The organism is Solibacillus sp. FSL K6-1523 (genome assembly GCF_038005225.1).
In the GTDB taxonomy this organism is placed as follows: Bacteria; Bacillota; Bacilli; order Bacillales_A; family Planococcaceae; genus Solibacillus.
Window position 1 is genome coordinate 1,000,232 of sequence record NZ_JBBOSU010000001.1, and the last position, 19,576, is coordinate 1,019,807.

Here is a 19,576-nt window from a genome sequence, read left to right on the forward strand (position 1 = left end):
GATTAGATGGCGCGTGGCCAAATTCGAAAAGCTTTAAGTGGTTTTTATTATATAGAGCAAGATGGAAATTTGATTCAATGTCGTGCGCGTGGGATTTTCCGTAATCGCGGAGAATCCCCGTTAGTAGGAGACTTTGTAGAGTATTCTTATGACGGAGAATCGGATGGATCTGTCGATAAAATTCATGCGCGTAAAAATGAATTAGTACGTCCACCTATTGCGAATATTGACCAAGCACTTTTAGTATTTTCAGCAAAAGAACCTGACTTTAATACGATTTTATTAGATCGCTTTTTAGTTGTTTTAGAATCTTTCCATGTTCAGCCGATTATTGTGCTGACAAAATTAGATTTATTGAATAATGAGGAAAAACAAGCGCTTGGGCAATATGTCGCGGATTATGAGGCAATGGGCTATGAAGTCATTTTGACGTTTAAAGATGATCCTGCATTACTCTCGACGTTAGGTCATTATTTAAAGGGAAAAACATCGGTATTAGCAGGCCAATCAGGTGTCGGTAAGTCGACATTATTAAATACGTTAATTCCTTCATTAGAACTTAAAACAGCGCATATTTCGAAAAGCTTAGGGCGAGGAAAGCATACGACACGACATGTCGAGTTAATTGATATTGGTGAAGGTTTGCTTGCCGACACACCTGGCTTTAGCTCGTTTGATTTTGATACAATTGAAAAGGAAGAACTATCAGCGTGTTTACCAGAATTCCAACGTATTAGTGAAAACTGCAAATTCCGAGGTTGTTTACATATAAAAGAGCCAAAATGTGCAGTGAAAGAAGCGGTTGAATCTGGAGAAATTCGTACTTACCGTTATGAACATTATCAACAGTTTTTACAAGAAATTATTGATCGAAAGCCGAGGTACTAAACTATGATTAAAATTGCACCATCCATTTTAGCAGCAGATTTTGCAAAATTAGGTGAAGAAGTTAAAGAAGTTGAAGCAGCAGGTGCTGAGCTAATTCATATCGACGTAATGGACGGTCATTTTGTCCCGAATATTTCATTTGGTGCAATTGCGCTTGAAGCGATTCGTCCTTTATCAACATTACCAATGGACGTTCATTTAATGATCGAAAATCCGGACCAATACATTGAGCAATTTGCGAAAGCTGGAGCCGATTATATTACAGTCCATGTAGAGGCGTGCCGTCACTTACACCGTACAATTCAGTTGATTCGTTCATTTGGTGTGAAACCGGGTGTTGTATTAAATCCGCATACGCCAATCGAAAGTATCCAACATGTTTTAGAGGATATTGATATGGTGTTATTTATGACGGTGAACCCTGGTTTTGGTGGACAAAAATTCATCCATTCAGTCGTACCAAAAGTGGCAGCCTTATCAGAAATAATTAAAGAGCGTGGTTTAAATATCGAGATTGAAATCGATGGTGGAATTAACGCGGAAACAATTATTCCATGTGCGAAAGCGGGTGCTACTATTTTCGTAGCGGGTTCAGCTATTTATGGAAAAGAAGATCGCGCGCAAGCTTTACAAGAAATTAAACAAGCAGGATTGGACGCTATTAAGTGATTGTAGCGATTTGTGCAGGCGGCCCTATAAATGAGGTCGCCTTTTCTTTAACGCCTGATAAATGGATTGGTGTGGATCGTGGGGCTTTGCATTTAATTGAGCAAGGTTTGATTCCACATACTATTGTCGGTGATTTTGATTCGGTGACAGCACATGAATTTGCGCGAATTTCAGAAGTTGTCGACCATGTTGAGACGTTTCAAGCTGAAAAAAATGAGACCGATACGGATTTAGCTTTGCAGCGAGCATTGCAATATGAACCGACTCAAATTTGGCTTACGGGTGTGACGGGTGGTCGATTAGATCATTATGAGGCTGCATTACGTTCCATTTATACGCTTCAAAAACAATTCCCTACAATTATATTTAAAATTATAAACCGTCAAAATGAAATGCGTTTCTTATTGCCTGGGAAGCATCCTTTACATAAATCGGCTTATCCTTTCCTATCCTTTTTTGCATATGGGCAAACCGTAAAAGAAGTGACGTTACGTGGAGTTAAGTATGAAACGACAAATGAAGTGATTGAACAAGGAACATCCCGTTTCACAAGCAATGAAATCGTACAAGACGGGTATATATCTTTCAGCGAAGGCATATGTTTAATGATAACAAGCAAAGATTAAAGGGGGAGCTAAACTGAGAGTTTATACTTTTCAATTACCGAGATGGATTAGTGGTATGGCACGAGGTTGCGTTAGATTATTTAGGAGAGACAAGAAGAATTAGGACTTTTCATTTAAATAAGGCTGGTTTAAGTTCATCTTTATTGTGAGCTTAAATCAGCTTTTTTGTATGAAAAAAAGAGCATCAGCAAATGCTGATGCTCAGAACGCGATTAAACGCGCTCGATTTTACCTGATTTTAAAGCACGGGCAGAAACCCATACACGTTTAGGCTTACCGTCTACTAAAATGCGAACTTTTTGAAGGTTAGCACCCCAAGTACGTTTGTTAGCGTTCATAGCGTGTGAACGGTTGTTGCCTGTACGAGCTTTACGGCCAGTAATTACGCATTGTTTTGGCATTGTAAAATTCCTCCTTACAGCTGAATCTGAAAGCTACCTTTCAGTTCGATATTTCACATACCATAATAATTTAACACACCTCCCGATTGAGTGCAAGACATTTTACACAACCTTTCAAGAAAAAAACCTTTACACCCATTCGCGGTTGGAAAGTTTAGAAATTGACGGAAAAAGGTGTGTTGAATTCAGCCATTATTTCAAAGTAGACATCAACGAACCCCCACTGAGGTAAAGCAATTCAGTAGGGGCTTGAAAACGCCAGTTCAGGTCTTTCCGTCTGAGAGACGAGTGACGCTCTGAGTGACGATTGTCAAATCACTGTTTTTGGTCGGCACTTAATGTACCACTTGCACCACCCTAAGAAGAGCTGTACAAGCCCCGACAAGTCAAGTACACAAGGATGGTTGACGCACCCACTAGACCGTGCCTAAGCAACGGTTTTACGTGTTTTGCACTGGTGCTTGGATATTTTACGTGACAAAGCTTTTCTTGTCACAACCCTCTCTATCCAGTTATCAAGGAACAACGTATAGGATTATTTTAACACAGAACAAACGTTTCGGCTAACGCCAACCGACATTCATCTCCACCTGAATCGTTGGGCTTTATCCGTAACACGAATCAGATGGAGTCTTCTGTCGGAGAAAGATAAAAAAATGAGTATAGTACAAATTAATAGAAATAGTATGGCTCAAATTGGACGATAATAATGGCAATCAGCAAAGTAAGTTTTAATCGAACCAATGTCGAATTTTGAAAAAATGATAACATTCAACTAGACGGGAGTGAACGTTTTCTTTTATAATGTGCTTTTGTGTAGTACAATAGAGATTAGTCAAATAGAGCCAAGGGGGCATTATTATGTCAGTAGAATTGAATAACGAATTCGGCCATATTGATATTTCAAATGATGTGATTGCACAAATTGCTGGTGGAGCGGCAATCGAGTGTTATGGTATTGTAGGAATGGCGTCTAAACACCAAATTCGTGACGGATTAACAGATATTTTGCGTAAAGAGAACTTTGCAAAAGGTGTACTAATTCGCCAAGAGGGTGAAGACTTACATATTGATATGTATATCGTCGTAAGCTATGGTACGAAAATTTCTGAAATCGCATATCAAGTTCAATCGAAAGTAAAATATACAGTAAATAAAACATTAGGTATGAGCGTTAAATCAGTAAATATTTTTGTTCAAGGCGTTCGTGTTGCGAATGTGTAAGAGGAGGAAATGAATCGGATGAAGTCCTTAGACGGAATTAAATTTGCAGAAATGGTTCAAATGGGTGCACATCACCTTTACCAAAATGCAGGTTATGTAGATTCACTAAATGTATTCCCTGTACCAGACGGGGATACGGGGACAAATATGAATTTGTCGATGACATCTGGTGCGGATGAAACAAAATTACATGCAAGTGCTCATATTGGTAAAACAGCACAAGCATTATCAAAGGGCTTACTTATGGGTGCGCGCGGAAATTCAGGCGTTATTTTATCTCAATTATTCCGTGGTTTCGGTAAGGCGATTGAAAAAAATGAAGAAATCGATGCAAAAGGCTTAGCGAATGCATTCCAAGCAGGTGTCGATACGGCATATAAAGCGGTTATGAAACCAGTTGAAGGTACAATTTTGACAGTTGCGCGTGAAGCAGCAGCTAAAGGTGTTGAAGTTGCTGAAACAGAGGACAACCTCATTGCTGTTATGGAAGCGTTTATTGAAGAAGCGCGTGCATCACTTGATCGCACACCAGATTTATTGCCTGTTTTAAAAGAAGTTGGCGTAGTTGATAGTGGTGGACAAGGGTTGCTTTTCGTCTATGAAGGTTTCCTTGCATCGATGAAAGGTGAGCCATTACCAGCAAAAAATGAATCGTCATTAGATGATTTGATTAATGCAGAACATCACCGCGTACAGGATTTCATGGATACTTCTGCGATTGAATTTGGTTACTGTACGGAAATTATGGTCCGTCTTGAAGAGGGCAAACAGCCTTTCGATGAGGAACAATTCCGCCAAGAGCTAAATCCAATGGGTGATTCATTGCTCGTTATTTCAGATGATGAAGTGGCAAAAGTACATATTCACTCTGAAACACCAGGTGCGGTTCTTGAAGCAGGGCAAAAATATGGTAGCTTAATTAAAATCAAAGTAGATAATATGCGTGAACAACATTCAGCGATTGTAAATGAAGCGCCAAAAACACCAGCTAAAGCACAACAGCAAAAGATTCCATATGCAATCGTAACAATTGCAATGGGTGAAGGTGTAGCGAATTTATTACGTTCGATTGGTGCATCATATGTCATTGAAGGCGGTCAAACGATGAACCCTTCTACGGAAGACATTGTGAAGGCTGTTCAAGAAATTGGTGCAGAACGCGTACTTATTTTACCGAACAATAAAAATATTATTATGGCAGCAGAGCAAGCGGCGGAGCTTTTAGAAATCGAAGCAGCGGTTGTTCCGACAAAAACAATTCCACAAGGGATGGCAGCAATTTTAGCATTCAACCCAGAGGAATCTGTTGCAAATAATAAAAATTACATGACAGAAGGATTTGCGCATGTAAAAACAGGTCAAGTAACATTTGCGGTTCGCGATACGTCGATTGACGGTGTCGAAATTCGTAAAGATGACTATATGGCTTTAGCAGAAGGAAAAATCATTTTATCAACATCTGAAATGATGGACGCTGCGAAACAAGTACTTGATAATTTAATGGACGAAGATTCTGAAATCGTAACAATTATTTTTGGTGAAGATGCAACGGCTGAGCAGGCTGAACAATTGCAAAGCTTCATCGAAGAAAATTATGAAGATGCAGAAGTGGAAATTGTTGAAGGGAAACAATCACTTTATCCATTTATTCTTTCAGTCGAATAATAAAATTGAGGCAGTGCATGCTTTTTATGCACTGCTTTCGTTTTTTCAAATGTTCGACTCGCATCTAGTAAATGCGAGTCGAATTTTAATTTGAATGCTAGGTAGGTAAACAGGAAGTTTGTTTATTGTAGCGGAAATAGGTACAATAGTAGTAATGTGTTACATGATATATAGGGGGTTAAGCGATGAAATTTACATCGGTTTTTGATATTATTGGTCCCGTTATGATTGGCCCCTCTTCTTCACATACAGCAGGGGCTGCTCGTATTGGGCGTGTCGCAAGGGATTTATTTGGACGTCAACCGAAATGGGTAAAGATTTATTTATATGGATCTTTTGCTGAAACATATCGCGGCCATGGGACAGACGTAGCCCTAATTGGCGGTTTATTAGATTATGATACAGATGATGAGAGAATTAAAACAGCTTTCCAAGAGGCAAAGGCTGCCAATTTAACATTTGAATTTATTCCTGAGACAGCTAATAAAGAGCATCCAAATACAGCCCGACTTGTTATGGGTGATGACGATAATGAAATGAGCGTTGAAGGTATTTCAATTGGTGGGGGAAAAATTGAAATTAGTGAAGTAAATGGCTTTAAATTACGTTTAACAGGTGGGATGCCAGCCATTTTAGTTGTGCATGATGATCGTGCAGGCTGCATCGCCAACGTTGCGAACTGCTTAGCGATGCATAGTGTCAATATTGGGCACATGGAAGTATCGCGCATTGAACGTGGTTTAACGGCATTAATGGTCATTGAAGTAGATCAAAATATAGATAAACGAATTATCGATCAAATTTCATATATTCCACATATTACGAAAGTGTCGAAAATTAACAACTAAGGGGTGAGCGAAAGTGGATGTATTATTCCATAATGTACGTGATTTAGTAGAACGTGCAGAAAAAGAAGGGAAGCTCATTTCTGAACTTATGATTGAGCAAGAAATGTTAATAAGCGGACGTACTCGAGAAGAGATATTTGCGCAAATGGATCGCAATTTAGTTGTGATGGAAGAAGCGGTAGAGCGCGGTTTACGCGGTGTTCAATCTGTGACAGGATTAACGGGTGGCGATGCGGTATTAATTCAAAATTACATCGCAAGTGGCAAATCATTAGCGGGCGATTTATTATTAGATGCTGTAAGTAAAGCGGTCGCAACGAATGAAGTGAATGCAGCGATGGGGACAATTTGTGCGACACCAACTGCTGGTTCGGCGGGCGTTGTACCGGGTACATTATTTGCAGTGAAAAACAAATTAAATCCAACGCGCGAGCAAATGGTCCGTTATTTATTTACGTCGGGTGCATTTGGCTTTGTCGTTGCAAATAATGCGTCGATTTCGGGTGCAGAAGGTGGCTGTCAGGCGGAAGTAGGAAGTGCTTCGGCAATGGCGGCAGCAGCAATTGTTGAAATGGCTGGAGGTACACCGCAGCAATGTGCAGAAGGCTTTGCGATTACATTAAAAAATATGCTCGGTCTCGTATGTGATCCGGTTGCGGGACTTGTTGAAGTTCCTTGTGTAAAACGTAATGCAATGGGTGCGTCCAATTCGCTCGTTGCGGCGGATATGGCACTTGCAGGTGTGACGAGTCGTATTCCATGTGATGAAGTGATCGGTGCAATGTATCGTATCGGACAGTCGATGAGTCCGAATTTAAAAGAAACAGCTCGTGGTGGACTTGCGGCAACACCTACAGGTAAAGCGATTACGCATGCCATTTTTGATGGTGGCGACTTGAAGAGTTTATTGAAATCACGCACGGCAAGTAATTAAATGAAGGTTAAAAACACGTGTGATTGAATACGTGTTTTTTCTTTGCCATTAATTCTGATTGGGAGAAAAATATACGAACGTGTGCGCTTATTTTGTGCTATGCTATTACAATAGATGGTGCGTAAAGGAGGTGTCGGAAATTGATACATGAACCCGTGTCGAAATTAAAAGGAGTCGGCAAGGAAACGGCTGAAAATTTAGAGAATCTTGGTATTCATACGATAGCTGATTTAATATGGATGTTTCCATACCGACATGAAGATTTTCGTTTAAAAGATTTAGTGGAGACGCCTCATAATGAGCGTGTCACGATTGAGGCGCGCGTGGAAAGTGTCCCAACCGCGTTATTTTTAGGAAAAAACAAGTCGCGTTTACAATTTACGGCCCTTGCAGGTAGGCATTTAGTGAAGGTCGTATTTTTCAATCAAAATTATTTGCGTCAAAAATTAGCGCCAGGGATGGTTGTTACGATTACTGGTAAATGGGATCGGGGGCGTCAAGTGATCGTTGGCTCCTCGGTATCTTTTGGACCTAAAACAGAGCAAGTCGATTTTGAGCCAGTGTATAGTTTAAAAGGGAATATTCAACAAAAACGTTTCCGTAAATATATGCGGCAAGCGCTGGATGTTGCGGCAGCTGAACTTCCTGAATCATTACCGTCAAAATTGCGAGAGGATTACCAATTGGTGGGTCTTCAAGAGGCGTTGGAAGGAATTCACTTTCCGACAGATGCACAACATTCCAAACAAGCTCGCCGTCGCTTTGTGTATGAGGAATTGCTAGAATTTCAGTTGCGCATTCAAGCGTTACGAAAAGTGAATAAGGAAAACGAAAAAGGAATTGTAATTCATTATGATTTGCCCAAGTTAAAAGAGTTTATTGAGACATTGCCGTATGAACTAACGGGTGCACAGAAGCGTGTCGTTAATGAAATTTGTAAAGATTTAAAGCAACCACAGCGCATGAATCGGCTATTGCAAGGGGATGTAGGTTCGGGGAAAACGGTTGTTGCGGCGCTTGGATTGTATGCAGCTGTCACAGCGGGCTTTCAAGGAGCACTGATGGCACCAACTGAAATTTTAGCTGAGCAACATGCCGAAAACTTACATACTTGGTTTGATCCAATCGGTGTAAAGATTGCTTTGCTTTCAGGCTCGACAAAAGCAAAAGCGCGCCGTGAATTATTAGCGCAATTGGCAAATGGAGAAATTGATATTTTGATCGGTACACATGCATTAATTCAACCAGATGTTGTTTTTCATAAATTAGGCTTTGTTATTACGGATGAGCAGCACCGCTTTGGCGTCGAGCAACGGCGGGTTTTACGTGAAAAGGGTGAAAATCCAGATGTGTTATTTATGACGGCAACACCAATCCCTCGAACACTTGCGATTACAGCGTTTGGAGAGATGGATGTTTCGATTATTGATGAGTTGCCAGCTGGTCGAAAAGAAATAGAGACGCACTGGATGAAAAAAGAGCAAATGAATAGCGTATTAATGCGCATGGCACAGGAATTGGAAGCGGGACGACAAGCGTATGTCATTACGCCGCTAATCGAGGAATCTGACAAGCTGGATGTACAAAATGCAGTAGAAGCATATGAACATTTGCAAGCCTATTTTGGGTCGCGTTTTAAAGTGGGTTTAATGCATGGGAAACTACATTCGGATGAGAAAGATGCGGTCATGCGGGCGTTTAGTGACGGATCGATTCATGTGCTCGTTTCGACAACAGTTGTCGAAGTTGGAGTGAACGTGCCAAATGCGACATTTATGACGATTTATGATGCGGAACGTTTTGGACTTGCACAGCTGCATCAACTTCGGGGGCGTGTAGGGCGTGGTGAGCATCAATCGTATTGTGTGTTAATAGCAGATCCAAAAACCGATGAAGGAAAAGAGCGGATGACGTCCATGACCGAGACGAACGACGGTTTCCGACTAGCTGAAAAGGACTTGGAATTACGTGGTTCAGGTGATTTTTTCGGAAAAAGACAAAGTGGCCTACCCGAATTTAAATTGGCGGATCTCGTTCATGATTATCGTGCGCTTGAAACGGCGAGACAGGATGCGGCTCGGATGCTGTATGATGAAGATTTTTGGCAGCAACCAGAATATGAAGTGTTAAGAGCAAAATTAGCCGATTCAGGTATTCTTGAAGGAGAACGAATCGATTAAGGATGTTTAAAAATGAGATTTTGCGGTAAAATTAAACGTGAACAACTCATAAATTAAAGGTCTTTATAATAAATGAAGAGGTGCAAAAAATATGTCGAAAATGACTCCTTATTTAGTGTTTAATGGTGAAACAAAAGAAGCTGTACAATTGTATGCAAAAGCATTCAATGCAAAGAATGTCGTTGTTTCAACGTTTGGTGAAATGCCGCCAAATCCAGAGCATCCTGTACCAGAAGAGGCAAAACATTTAGTGATGCATGCGTTTATCGAATTAGAAAATAGTAAAATGATGTTTTCAGATACATTCCCAGGTTCTCCTCAAATAACGAAAGGTGACAATATCACACTTGCCTATACGTCGGACAATGAGCAAATAATACGAACGATTTTTGAATTATTTGCTGATGGAGGAAATGTAACGATGCCATTGCAAGAAACATTTTGGAGTAAATGCTATGGACAAGTAACGGATAAGTTCGGAATCGCGTGGCAATTAAGCTATGAATTAGAATAGATTTGGTGGAACGTAACAAAAAAACTGTTGCGTTCTTTTTTTTATCCATGTATATTGGTATTAGTACCAAGTGCTAATACTAATCAAATAGAAAATTGAAGGCAGGTAATAATTGCGTATGAAGCGTTCCAAAAAAGAGCGTCAGTCGTTATTGACAGAAAAAATTACCGATAATCCATTCGTCACAGATGAACAACTCGCGGCTGAATTTAGTGTAAGTGTTCAAACCATTCGATTAGACCGTATGGAGCTGGCAATACCAGAATTGCGCGAGCGTATTAAAGATGTAGCAGCCAAAAAATATGATGAAGTAAAGTCACTACCACTCGATGAAGTAATCGGTGAAATAATTGACATAGAGTTAGATAATCGTGCATTATCGATTTTTGATGTAAGCTCAGAACATGTTTTTCAACGTAATGGAATCGCCCGCGGGCATCATTTATTTGCACAGGCCAATTCGCTTGCAGTTGCGGTCATTGATGATGAGCTTGCATTAACGGCAAAATCCAATGTGGCTTTTGTGAAACCTGTTCGCGCAGGAGATCGTGTTATCACAAAGGCGATTGTTACGGGAAAGCATCCTGAAAAAAATCGTACATTTATTGAAGTAACTTCTACCGTTGAAAATGAAGTTGTATTCAAAGGTGAATTTGAAATGTACCGCACGAAAGGTGAAGAGAAATGATGAAATTAGCAGTAGATGGTATGGGTGGAGATAATGCCCCACAAGCAATTGTCGAAGGTGTCCTTTTAGCACTTGCGGATTTCCCGAATGTTGAAATCCAACTGTACGGTGATGAGCAAAAGATGGCGCCATTTATAAAGCAACATGAACGCTTACAAGTAATTCATTGCACAGAAGTTGTTGAAGCGGAGGATGCCCCGGCACGAGCGGTACGTCGCAAAAAGGATTCGTCGATGACGCGTATGCTAGAGGCGGTGGCAGAAGGTCGTGCAGATGCATGTTTATCTGCGGGTAATACAGGGGCTTTAATGGCAGGCGGATTATTTAAAGTAGGTCGTATTGATGGGGTTGCGCGTCCAGCACTTGCCACAACATTACCAACGATAAACGGCGATGGCTTTTTAATGCTTGATTTAGGAGCGAATGCAGAAGCGAAGCCAGAAAATTTATTGCAATATGCAATTATGGGCGATATTTATGTAAAAAAAGTACGTGCAGTGCAATCGCCACGCATTGGGTTATTAAATATTGGTACAGAGGAAAAAAAGGGTAATGATTTAACAAAATCCGCGTATACACTGCTAAACGAAGCCGATTTTAATTTTGAAGGCAATGTAGAAGCACGTGAATTATTAAATGGGGTAGCGGATGTTGTTGTAACGGATGGCTTTACAGGAAATATGGTGCTTAAAAGTATTGAAGGGACAGCAGGAACGATTTTCAAAATGTTGAAAGATTCGTTTATGTCTTCTACAAAATCAAAACTAGCGGCCGTATTAGTTAAAAATGACTTAAAACAATTAAAAGATAAAATGGATTATACCGAGTATGGTGGTGCAGCATTATTTGGCCTAAAGTCACCGGTCATTAAAGCGCACGGATCATCTAATCCAAAGGCAATTTATAGTGCGATTCGTCAAGCACGAATTATGGTAGAACATAATGTATGTGAAACGATAGCAGAAACGATTGCACAAATGCCGAAAACAGAGTAAGAGCTATTCACAAAGGGGAACTTATAATGACAAAAATTGCTTTTATTTTTCCAGGGCAAGGTTCGCAAACAGTAGGGATGGGAGCGAGCTTTGTTGCTAACAATGAAAAAAGTAAGGGATTTTATGAGCGTGCAGATGAAGTGTTAGGTTTTGCATTAACGGACTATATGTTAAATGGTCCACAAGAAAAACTGACATTAACGTATCATGCTCAGCCTGCTTTATTAACAACAGGTGTAATGATTGCGGGGCAATTACAAGATGCAGGGATTACACCGGATTTTACAGCGGGGCATTCACTAGGGGAGTATAGTGCGTTAGTTGTCTCGAACGTATTAACGTTTGAAGACGCGGTAACGACAGTTCATAGACGGGGTGTATTTATGGATGAGGCGGTACCTGCTGGACAAGGCGCAATGGCTGCGATTTTAGCGTTAGATGGTGAAACGTTAGCAGCTGTTTGCAAGGAAGTGTCTGATGCAGGAGAAGTTGTGCAAGTAGCGAACTTCAACTGTCCTGGTCAAATTGTGATTTCAGGGACGAAACAAGGTGTCGATTTGGCATGTGTGAAAGCGAAAGAAGCGGGTGCCAAACGAGCGCTACCATTAGTTGTGAGTGGTCCATTCCATTCATCATTAATGCAACTTGCAGCGGATAAGTTGGCGACGGTTGTAGGGGAGCTTTCATTAAACGAACCACAAATTCCGGTTGTCAGTAATGTGACATCACAAATTTTAACAAATGTAGAACAGGTTAAGCGCGAAATGATTGATCAAGTAACGAATTCTGTACAATGGGAAAAGAATATTGAAAAGCTTATTGCAGAAGGCGTGACGGTATTCATCGAATGTGGTCCAGGTAAGGTATTATCTGGTTTAGTGAAAAAAATCGATCGAAGTGTGCAAACATATTGTGTCTATGACGAAGAGAGCTTAGCGCAAGTTGTTGAAGCATCAAAGGAGTGGACACAATGGGTTTAACGGGGAAATGTGCGGTTGTAACAGGTGCCTCACGCGGTATTGGACGTGCAATTGCACTAGAACTAGCGGGTCAAGGAGCTCAAATTGTTGTAAACTATAGTGGTAGTGAACAACGAGCTCAACAAGTTGTAGAGGAAATTCAAGCACTTGGTGGTCAAGCAATTGCCGTTCAAGCGAATGTTGCGGATACAGAATCTGTTCAACAATTAATGAAAACAGCAATGGACACATTTGGCTCCATTGATATATTAGTTAACAACGCAGGCATTACGCGTGATAATTTATTAATGCGTATGAAGGATGACGAGTGGGATGATGTCATCAATACCAATTTAAAAGGTGTCTTTTTATGTACGAAAGCAGTAACGCGTCAAATGATGAAACAACGTGCAGGTCGCATTATTAATATTTCATCCATTGTAGGTGTTGCAGGTAATCCAGGTCAGGCAAACTATGTAGCGGCAAAAGCAGGTGTTATTGGATTAACAAAAACAACGGCACAAGAATTAGCGAGTCGCAATATTTTAGTCAATGCGATTGCTCCAGGCTTTATTACAACAGAAATGACAGATGAGCTGCCAGCGGATTTAAAAGATGCGATGCTCAAGCAAATCCCATTAGCAAAATTAGGACAACCTGAAGATATCGCAAAAGCAGTGGCGTTTTTTGCTTCAAATAATGCGAACTATATTACCGGACAAACGTTACATATTGATGGCGGTATGGTCATGGTATAAAAATAGTATTGCCTACACAATCTTTGAGGGGAGGTGACTGATTTGTCTACAGTAATTGAACGTGTTTCAAAAGTAATCATTGACCGCTTAGGCGTTGATGAAAGTGAAGTAAAAGCTGAAGCATCATTCCGTGATGACTTAGGTGCAGATTCATTAGATGTTGTTGAACTTGTAATGGAACTTGAAGATGAGTTCGATATGGAAATTTCTGATGAAGATGCAGAGAAAATTGCTACAGTTGGTGATGCAATTTCTTACATTGAGAAAAAAATTAGCTAATTCCATATAGAGGCATACTATCGCAAATTTACTTTTGTGGTAGATGCCTCTTTTTGGTGGTCAAAAAGGGCAAGATTCCAAGATAATACATATCAAATACATGCAAATAGGTTGTAAAATGTAAAATGTGGACGCAATTATGCCGAAGCGTAATAGATCGTCAATTTTTTGACTGAATACCTTTGCACATTGCTATGGAACAAGGTAAACTAAACGATAGAAACTAGAAGGAAGGCAGAATAGTCTATGATGCAAAGAAGAAAAGGGAATAGTCTAAAAGCAGGTGTACTCCCTGAAAAAGTAAGAAATCAATTTCAAGTTTTACAAGAGGAACTGAATATCCATTTCCAGAACACATCTTTATTACACCAAGCCTTTACACATTCATCTTATGTGAATGAGCATCGCCGAAAATTATTTACTGACAACGAACGTTTAGAGTTTTTAGGAGACGCGGTTTTAGAGTTATCTGTGTCGAAATATTTATTTGAAAAATTCCCGCATATGAGTGAAGGTGAATTGACAAAGCTACGCGCATCGATTGTATGTGAGCCGTCATTAGTCATTTTTGCCAATGAATTAAATTTCGGGCATTTTGTCCTTTTAGGTAAAGGGGAAGAGTTAACGGGAGGTCGTGAACGTCCAGCGTTATTAGCCGATGTTTTTGAATCATTCGTTGGTGCCCTTTATTTAGATCAAGGCTTAACGGTAGTTGTCGAATTTTTAGAGCGAATCATCTACCCTAAAGTAGAAATCGGTGCTTTTTCGCATGTGATGGATTTTAAAAGTCAATTACAAGAAATTATCCAACAAACGAATAATGGTTTACTACACTATGAAATTGTGGATGAAAAAGGTCCAGCACATAATCGAACATTCATATCGCGCGTGTTATTAAATGACCAAGAGCTGGGCGTTGGAAAAGGGAAGTCCAAGAAAGAGGCTGAGCAGCAGGCCGCGCAAAGTGCCATGCAAATGCTAAAGCAGTCAAAGCAAGAGGGGGAATAACATGTTCCTTAAACGACTTGAAGTAATCGGCTTCAAATCATTCGCAGAAAGAATAGGAATTGATTTTGTACCAGGTGTTACAGCGGTAGTTGGACCAAATGGTAGTGGGAAAAGTAATGTTACGGATGCAATACGTTGGGTATTAGGAGAGCAGTCAGCTAAGTCATTACGTGGTGCAAAGATGGAAGATGTCATTTTTGCAGGGAGTGAATCGCGCAAACCGTTAAATTTTGCCGAAGTAACATTAGTTTTAGACAATGCAGATGAACGAATTGCCGTTCCATATACAGAAATTAGTGTGACGAGACGCGTGTATCGTTCAGGAGATAGCGAATATTTATTGAATAATCAGCAATGTCGCCTAAAGGATATTACGGATTTGTTTATGGATTCGGGATTAGGGAAAGAAGCGTTTTCAATTATTTCTCAAGGCCGTGTCGATGAAATTTTAAATAGCCGTCCAGACGATCGACGAAGTATTTTCGAAGAAGCTGCTGGTGTTTTAAAATATAAATTGCGCAAGAAAAAAGCAGAGCATAAGCTTGTTGAAACGGATGAAAACTTAAACCGTGTGCTCGATATTTTACATGAAATTGAGGTGCGTCTGGAACCTTTAAAAATCCAAGCTTCCAGTGCGAAAGACTATGTTCGAATGACGACGGAATTAAAAGATTTTGATATTTCGCTCATGGTCCATGATTTATTAGTGCACGAAAAGACATTGAAGGCTTACATTGAAGAACATCAAACATTGTCTATGACGGAAAAAAAGCATGCAACAACGATTGTGACATTAGAAGAAGTAATACACAAAACGCGTACAGAATTAAAAGCAATTGATGCCATTCTCGATACATCGCATGCCGAGCTTGTCGAGGCAAGCTCGGAAGTAGAGCGTTGGGAAGGGCGAAAAGCGTTAGTGAATGAAAAACGCTCCAATGCTGAAAAGCAAATGCAACAATTGCGTGAGAATTGGACGGAAGCAAAACAAGCTGTAGCCGATTTGGATCTAAACGAGCAAGAAAAGCGCCAACAGTTTACTGAAAAAAAGGAAGATGTACAGCAAATCCGTTCTACCTTAAAGCAACTTGAACAAGCGTTAACACGTACAGCTTCAGAAATTGAAGAAGAAATCGAAGAAGCAAAAAATACGTATATTAACCGGTTAAATGAAGAAGCAACTGTAAAAAATGAATTGAAAAATATTGAACAACAGCTTACACATGAGCAAGAATCTGTCGAACGTATGACAGGTCGTTCAACGGAAATGCAAAAAGATTTAGATAAAGCATTAACTTTAAGAGAAGCAACATTAAAAACGCTAACGCAAGTAGAAGTAACGATACAAGAACAGCTCGGTCGCTATGATATCGCACAAATACAATTTAAAACGGTATCTACCGACTTAGATGAAAAGCAAGAACTTTTATATAAAGCGTATCAGCATCATCAGCAGTTAAAAGCACGAAAAGAAACGTTAGCAGAGCTAGAAGCTGATTTCTCAGGTTTTTTCCATGGTGTTAAGGAAGTGTTATTAGCGCGAGATCGTGCACAATTACAAGGGATTGAGGGTGCGGTAGCTGAACTGATTCAAGTAAATGCTTCGTACTCACAAGCGATTGAAACGGCATTAGGTGCGGCTTCACAGCATATCGTGACAGAAACGGAACAACATGCGCAAAAAGCGATAGGTTGGTTAAAGCAAAAACGTGCAGGTCGTGCAACATTTTTACCAAAAACGGTTATGCGTTCTCGAAAACTAATGCCACAACAGCTAGTAGGGGTACAAGATCATCCCGCATTTATTTCGCTTGCTTACGAACTTGTGAATTTTGAAGAAGAAAACCGTTCGATTGTTGAAAATTTACTGGGCAATGTTCTCGTTGCTAAAAACTTAGAAGGTGCGAGTCAAATCGCCCGTCTATGCGGCTTTAAATACCGTATCGTGACACTTGAAGGCGATATTGTAAATGCTGGTGGATCTTTAACGGGTGGGGCAGTAAAACAACAAAGTTCACTGTTTTCACGAAAAGCCGAGCTGGATAAATTAATAGAAACATTAGCAGAGATGGATTCAACGATTTCTATCGCAGAGCAAACCGTTGCCAAGAAAAAAGAAGAGATTGCGCTATTACGACATAATTTAGATGAGATGAAGTTACAAGGTGATGCAATGCGTGAACAAGAGCAAATGCATCGTGCGAAATTATTAGAATCAGAAATGATAGTTAAAAGTTTACAATCTACGTTTTCAATTACGCAATCAGAGCAATCGACACTATCATCACGAAAAGAATCGTTATATGAGCAAAAAGAACGTGCACAAAAACGCCTTGCTGAGTTAAAGGTAGAGTTACAAACGGTGCAACAAAACGTAGATGAATTGACTCATGCGAAAACGCAAAGTGAAACACAAAAAGACGTATTAAGAGAGCAGTTGGCACAGCAACGTTCAGCACTCGCAGTCGCACAAGAACAATTAACGCAAGTTCAAGTTTCAATAGCGGGTATTGAATTGGATTTATCGAAGGCACAAACATTGGTCGAGAAAATTTCCCAGGAAATCACGTGGATTGAATCGGATGATGGCTTAAATGGTCCTTCATCAGAAGAATTGGCAAGCACGATCGTCGAATGGACGAATAAAAAGAATATGCTCAATGAAACGATTCAACAAAAGCGAGAATCTCGAACAGCGCTTCATCTGCAAGTAACAGAAACAGAAGCACAATTGCAAGAAGTACAACGTGTACATAAAAGCTTTGTGGATGCGTTACGATCGTTAGAATTAAAACGAAATCGTATTGAATTTGAAATATCGAATTTGCAAGATCAATTATTAGAACAATACGATTTAGATCGTATTTCTGCACAAGACGAAGCGATTGAAATTGTGGAAGAAGAACAAATTCGTAGAAAAGTTAAGCTATTGAAGCAATCGATTGAAGAGCTTGGACCCGTCAATTTATCCGCGATGGATGAATATGAACGTGTACAAGAGCGCTATGTTTTCTTAAGCGAACAGCGTGAAGATTTAATAGCTGCGCAAGAAACATTGCATCAAGCAATTAGTGAAATGGATCACGAAATGACAGATCGATTTAATGAAACGTTTAAATTGATTCGAAAGCAATTTGCTATTTCCTTCCGCGAATTATTTGGTGGAGGTACGGCAGATTTAGTGTTGCTTGAGCCAGACAACTTACTGGAAACAGGTATCGAAATTATTGCCCAACCACCAGGGAAAAATTTACAAAGTTTAAGTCTGTTATCCGGTGGGGAGCGTGCGTTAACCGCAATTGCCCTATTATTTGCTATTTTAAATACCCGCCCAGTACCATTCTGTATTTTAGATGAGGTAGAAGCCGCTTTAGATGAATCAAATGTAGCGCGCTATAGTAGTTACTTGCGGAAGTTTAGTGAAGAGACGCAATTTATTGTTATTACCCACCGTAAAGGAACGATGGAAGGCGCCGATGTACTGTATGGTATTACGATGCAAGAATCAGGTGTCTCGAAGCTTGTATCAGTAAAACTGGAAGAAGAAGTGGATATCGTAGGTCAAGGGAGTGTTCAATCATGAGTTTTTTTAAACGACTGAAAGAGAAATTAATTGGTAGTAGTGAAGAAAAAGAATCCGTAGAACAATTAGATCAAACGCCAAAAGATATCGATAGTTCACCGCTGCAATTGGCGGAAAAGGAAGAGTTAGATACACCTGTTGAAGAACAAAAGGTGGAAGCAGTTGTACAAGCCGAACTTTCTGAGCAACAAGAAGAGAGTTCAAAGCTTGAAGTGGTAGAAGTAGCGCAAAATGAAAATGTAGTGAATGAAGTAGTTGTGGAACAAGAAGAAAAACAACCATCTGCTTGGTCGATTACACAAAAGTTTAAAGCAGGCCTTGAAAAAACACGTCATTCATTTACATCTAAAGTAAACGATTTAGTTGCGCGTTACCGTAAAGTGGATGAAGATTTCTTTGAAGAGTTAGAAGATGTTTTATTACAAGCGGACGTGGGCTTTGAAACAGTCATGGAATTAATGGATAAATTACGTTTTGAAGTACAACGAAAAAATATTAAAGATACAAATGGCATTCAAACGCTAATTTCTGAAAAATTAGTAGAAATTTACGAATCTGGCGATGAAAATTTAACTGAATTAACAATGCAACCTAAAGGTGAATTGACTGTTATTTTATTTGTCGGGGTAAACGGTGTTGGTAAAACAACAACAATCGGAAAGCTAGCGCATCGTTTGAAATCAGAAGGTAAAACAGTGATGCTTGCTGCAGGTGATACGTTCCGTGCTGGGGCGATTGACCAATTGCAAGTATGGGGAGAGCGTGTCGGTTGTGAAGTAATTGCACAATCAGAAGGTTCTGATCCAGCGGCAGTTATGTATGATGCCATTCATGCGGCTAAAACGCGTAACGCCGACGTTTTAATTTGTGATACAGCGGGGCGTCTGCAGAATAAAGTGAACTTAATGAATGAGCTGGAAAAAGTGCACCGTGTGATTTCACGTGAAGTTCCGGACGCGCCACATGAAGTTTTATTAGCGTTAGATGCCACAACTGGTCAAAATGCATTAGTGCAAGCTCAAACATTTAAAGAAGTGACAAATGTAACAGGTATTGTATTAACGAAGCTTGATGGTACAGCAAAAGGTGGTATCGTGTTAGCAATCCGTAATAAGCTACACATTCCAGTAAAATTTGTTGGGCTTGGTGAAAAAATGGACGATTTACAACCATTTGATGCAGAGCGCTATGTATATGGTTTATTTGCAGAAGGATTAGAAAAAGAACTAAATGAAATAGAAAACGACTAAATAAGCGCGAATCAAAAACTCACCATTTTCATAGAATTGAAATGGTGAGTTTTTACTGTTTAAGGAATTTATCTACCTATAATTATTATTTAAAGACAAGTGAATTA

The 19,576-nt window shown here is 39.9% G+C and carries 18 protein-coding genes; 17 read left to right on the plus strand and 1 reads right to left on the minus strand.

Going from position 1 to position 19,576, the window contains the following annotated elements; translation table 11 throughout:
• Positions 1-6 precede the first annotated feature (6 nt).
• The 3 genes from rsgA to MHI10_RS04570 are packed head-to-tail and all read left to right on the plus strand — an operon-like array spanning position 7 to position 2,183.
• Positions 7-888 (plus strand): ribosome small subunit-dependent GTPase A, encoded by an 882-nt coding sequence (gene rsgA / locus MHI10_RS04560; RefSeq protein WP_340783370.1) that lies wholly within the window; start codon positions 7-9, stop codon positions 886-888.
• Between the two features lie 3 nt (positions 889-891).
• On the plus strand, positions 892-1,557 hold the full coding sequence (gene rpe, locus MHI10_RS04565; protein ID WP_340783372.1) for a ribulose-phosphate 3-epimerase: 666 nt from the start codon (positions 892-894) through the stop codon (positions 1,555-1,557).
• The gene (locus tag MHI10_RS04570; protein ID WP_340783374.1) at positions 1,554-2,183 is read left to right on the plus strand and encodes a thiamine diphosphokinase; all 630 of its coding nucleotides are present in this window, start codon (positions 1,554-1,556) and stop codon (positions 2,181-2,183) included. Before rpe ends, MHI10_RS04570 begins: the two co-directional genes overlap by 4 nt.
• A 212-nt stretch (positions 2,184-2,395) precedes the next feature.
• On the opposite strand, the gene rpmB is transcribed toward MHI10_RS04570, so the two are convergent.
• The gene (rpmB, locus tag MHI10_RS04575; protein ID WP_004227417.1) at positions 2,396-2,584 is read right to left on the minus strand and encodes a 50S ribosomal protein L28; all 189 of its coding nucleotides are present in this window, start codon (positions 2,582-2,584) and stop codon (positions 2,396-2,398) included.
• Between the two features lie 861 nt (positions 2,585-3,445).
• Here rpmB and MHI10_RS04580 point away from each other — a divergent pair.
• The 14 genes from MHI10_RS04580 (at position 3,446) to ftsY (ending at position 19,469) form a co-directional block, all read left to right on the plus strand.
• On the plus strand, positions 3,446-3,808 hold the full coding sequence (locus MHI10_RS04580; RefSeq protein ID WP_057985890.1) for an Asp23/Gls24 family envelope stress response protein: 363 nt from the start codon (positions 3,446-3,448) through the stop codon (positions 3,806-3,808).
• A gap of 18 nt (positions 3,809-3,826) precedes the next feature.
• On the plus strand, positions 3,827-5,473 hold the full coding sequence (locus tag MHI10_RS04585) for a DAK2 domain-containing protein (protein ID WP_340783377.1): 1,647 nt from the start codon (positions 3,827-3,829) through the stop codon (positions 5,471-5,473).
• Positions 5,474-5,658: 185 nt separating this feature from the next.
• A complete protein-coding gene (gene sdaAB / locus MHI10_RS04590; protein WP_340783380.1) occupies positions 5,659-6,321 on the plus strand; it encodes an L-serine ammonia-lyase, iron-sulfur-dependent subunit beta in 663 nt (220 codons plus the stop codon).
• Between the two features lie 13 nt (positions 6,322-6,334).
• A complete protein-coding gene (gene sdaAA, locus MHI10_RS04595) occupies positions 6,335-7,255 on the plus strand; it encodes an L-serine ammonia-lyase, iron-sulfur-dependent, subunit alpha (RefSeq protein ID WP_340783382.1) in 921 nt (306 codons plus the stop codon).
• Between the two features lie 140 nt (positions 7,256-7,395).
• Positions 7,396-9,435: an ATP-dependent DNA helicase RecG gene (gene recG, locus MHI10_RS04600; RefSeq protein WP_340783385.1), complete on the plus strand. Its 2,040-nt coding sequence runs from the start codon at positions 7,396-7,398 to the stop codon at positions 9,433-9,435.
• A 91-nt stretch (positions 9,436-9,526) separates the two neighbouring features.
• Complete coding sequence (locus tag MHI10_RS04605; RefSeq protein WP_340783387.1) at positions 9,527-9,949, plus strand: VOC family protein; 423 nt, start codon at positions 9,527-9,529, stop codon at positions 9,947-9,949.
• A 118-nt stretch (positions 9,950-10,067) separates the two neighbouring features.
• Positions 10,068-10,637 (plus strand): transcription factor FapR, encoded by a 570-nt coding sequence (gene fapR, locus MHI10_RS04610; RefSeq protein WP_340783388.1) that lies wholly within the window; start codon positions 10,068-10,070, stop codon positions 10,635-10,637.
• Complete coding sequence (gene plsX / locus MHI10_RS04615) at positions 10,637-11,632, plus strand: phosphate acyltransferase PlsX (RefSeq protein ID WP_340789140.1); 996 nt, start codon at positions 10,637-10,639, stop codon at positions 11,630-11,632. Before fapR ends, plsX begins: the two co-directional genes overlap by 1 nt.
• A gap of 26 nt (positions 11,633-11,658) precedes the next feature.
• Complete coding sequence (fabD, locus tag MHI10_RS04620; RefSeq protein WP_340783390.1) at positions 11,659-12,612, plus strand: ACP S-malonyltransferase; 954 nt, start codon at positions 11,659-11,661, stop codon at positions 12,610-12,612.
• On the plus strand, positions 12,603-13,349 hold the full coding sequence (gene fabG, locus MHI10_RS04625) for a 3-oxoacyl-[acyl-carrier-protein] reductase (RefSeq protein WP_340783392.1): 747 nt from the start codon (positions 12,603-12,605) through the stop codon (positions 13,347-13,349). The genes fabD and fabG overlap by 10 nt, the downstream gene beginning before the upstream one ends.
• Positions 13,350-13,391: 42 nt before the next feature.
• The gene (locus tag MHI10_RS04630) at positions 13,392-13,628 is read left to right on the plus strand and encodes an acyl carrier protein (protein ID WP_057987098.1); all 237 of its coding nucleotides are present in this window, start codon (positions 13,392-13,394) and stop codon (positions 13,626-13,628) included.
• A gap of 246 nt (positions 13,629-13,874) precedes the next feature.
• Positions 13,875-14,636, plus strand: a complete 762-nt coding sequence (rnc, locus tag MHI10_RS04635; RefSeq protein WP_340783396.1) for a ribonuclease III — start codon at positions 13,875-13,877, stop codon at positions 14,634-14,636.
• 1 nt (position 14,637) lies between these two features.
• Entirely contained in the window at positions 14,638-18,219 is a 3,582-nt protein-coding gene (gene smc / locus MHI10_RS04640; RefSeq protein ID WP_340783398.1) for a chromosome segregation protein SMC, read from the plus strand.
• The gene (gene ftsY / locus MHI10_RS04645) at positions 18,216-19,469 is read left to right on the plus strand and encodes a signal recognition particle-docking protein FtsY (protein WP_340783399.1); all 1,254 of its coding nucleotides are present in this window, start codon (positions 18,216-18,218) and stop codon (positions 19,467-19,469) included. The genes smc and ftsY overlap by 4 nt, the downstream gene beginning before the upstream one ends.
• Positions 19,470-19,576 lie beyond the last annotated feature (107 nt).

What these genes read in the sequence shown, in the direction of transcription:
- ftsY (WP_340783399.1), top strand. Translation starts at nt 18,216, where the DNA reads ATGAGTTTTTTTAAACGACTGAAAGAGAAATTAATTGGTAGTAGTGAA.
- fabG (WP_340783392.1), top strand. Translation starts at nt 12,603, where the DNA reads ATGGGTTTAACGGGGAAATGTGCGGTTGTAACAGGTGCCTCACGCGGT.
- rnc (WP_340783396.1), top strand. Translation starts at nt 13,875, where the DNA reads ATGATGCAAAGAAGAAAAGGGAATAGTCTAAAAGCAGGTGTACTCCCT.
- MHI10_RS04605 (WP_340783387.1), top strand. Translation starts at nt 9,527, where the DNA reads ATGTCGAAAATGACTCCTTATTTAGTGTTTAATGGTGAAACAAAAGAA.
- sdaAB (WP_340783380.1), top strand. Translation starts at nt 5,659, where the DNA reads ATGAAATTTACATCGGTTTTTGATATTATTGGTCCCGTTATGATTGGC.
- fapR (WP_340783388.1), top strand. Translation starts at nt 10,068, where the DNA reads ATGAAGCGTTCCAAAAAAGAGCGTCAGTCGTTATTGACAGAAAAAATT.
- smc (WP_340783398.1), top strand. Translation starts at nt 14,638, where the DNA reads ATGTTCCTTAAACGACTTGAAGTAATCGGCTTCAAATCATTCGCAGAA.
- MHI10_RS04585 (WP_340783377.1), top strand. Translation starts at nt 3,827, where the DNA reads ATGAAGTCCTTAGACGGAATTAAATTTGCAGAAATGGTTCAAATGGGT.
- plsX (WP_340789140.1), top strand. Translation starts at nt 10,637, where the DNA reads ATGAAATTAGCAGTAGATGGTATGGGTGGAGATAATGCCCCACAAGCA.
- rpmB (WP_004227417.1), bottom strand. Translation starts at nt 2,584, where the DNA reads ATGCCAAAACAATGCGTAATTACTGGCCGTAAAGCTCGTACAGGCAAC.
- fabD (WP_340783390.1), top strand. Translation starts at nt 11,659, where the DNA reads ATGACAAAAATTGCTTTTATTTTTCCAGGGCAAGGTTCGCAAACAGTA.
- rpe (WP_340783372.1), top strand. Translation starts at nt 892, where the DNA reads ATGATTAAAATTGCACCATCCATTTTAGCAGCAGATTTTGCAAAATTA.
- rsgA (WP_340783370.1), top strand. Translation starts at nt 7, where the DNA reads ATGGCGCGTGGCCAAATTCGAAAAGCTTTAAGTGGTTTTTATTATATA.
- MHI10_RS04580 (WP_057985890.1), top strand. Translation starts at nt 3,446, where the DNA reads ATGTCAGTAGAATTGAATAACGAATTCGGCCATATTGATATTTCAAAT.